Source organism: Methylobacterium sp. WL6, assembly GCF_008040095.1.
Taxonomy (GTDB): Bacteria; Pseudomonadota; Alphaproteobacteria; order Rhizobiales; family Beijerinckiaceae; genus Methylobacterium.
In genome coordinates, this window is record NZ_VRVH01000695.1 from 1 (window position 1) to 460 (window position 460).

The following is a 460-nucleotide window of genomic DNA, read 5'->3' on the forward strand; positions in this document are numbered from 1 at the left end:
CCTCCGGCGAGACGCCCGGCGCGCTGGCGGCCAACCTCTCGGGCACTGGCAGCCTCACGCTCGCCGCCCTCAACCTGCCCGAGACGGATCCCGCCGCCGTCGGGCGCGCCCTCGTCCGCGCCCTGCAGATCGAGGACCCCTTGCGCGACGGCCGGCTCCAGGCCCTCGTCGCCGAGGAGCTGTCGAAGGCCGCTGCCGGCACGACGCAGCCGGCCTCGGCGCCGGCCACCATCATCGGAGGGGTCGTGCGCGCCGGGCCGCTCGACCTCGATTTCGGCGCGGCGCGCTGGAACGGGACGCTCGGCTACGATCTTCGAACGAGCCGGCTCGACGCCCGCGGCACGCTCGGCGGCGGTGCGGCGCCGAAGGGCTGGAGCGGCGGGCCGCCCGCGATCCAGCTCGGCTTCGCCGGCCCGCTCGCCGCGCCCGAGCGCAGCCTCGACGTCGGCCCGCTCACCAC

At 77.8% G+C, this 460-nt stretch carries 1 pseudogene; it reads left to right on the plus strand.

Annotated features, from left to right (window positions below):
• A pseudogene (locus FV230_RS30265) lies at positions 1-460 on the plus strand (AsmA protein); the annotation flags it as partial.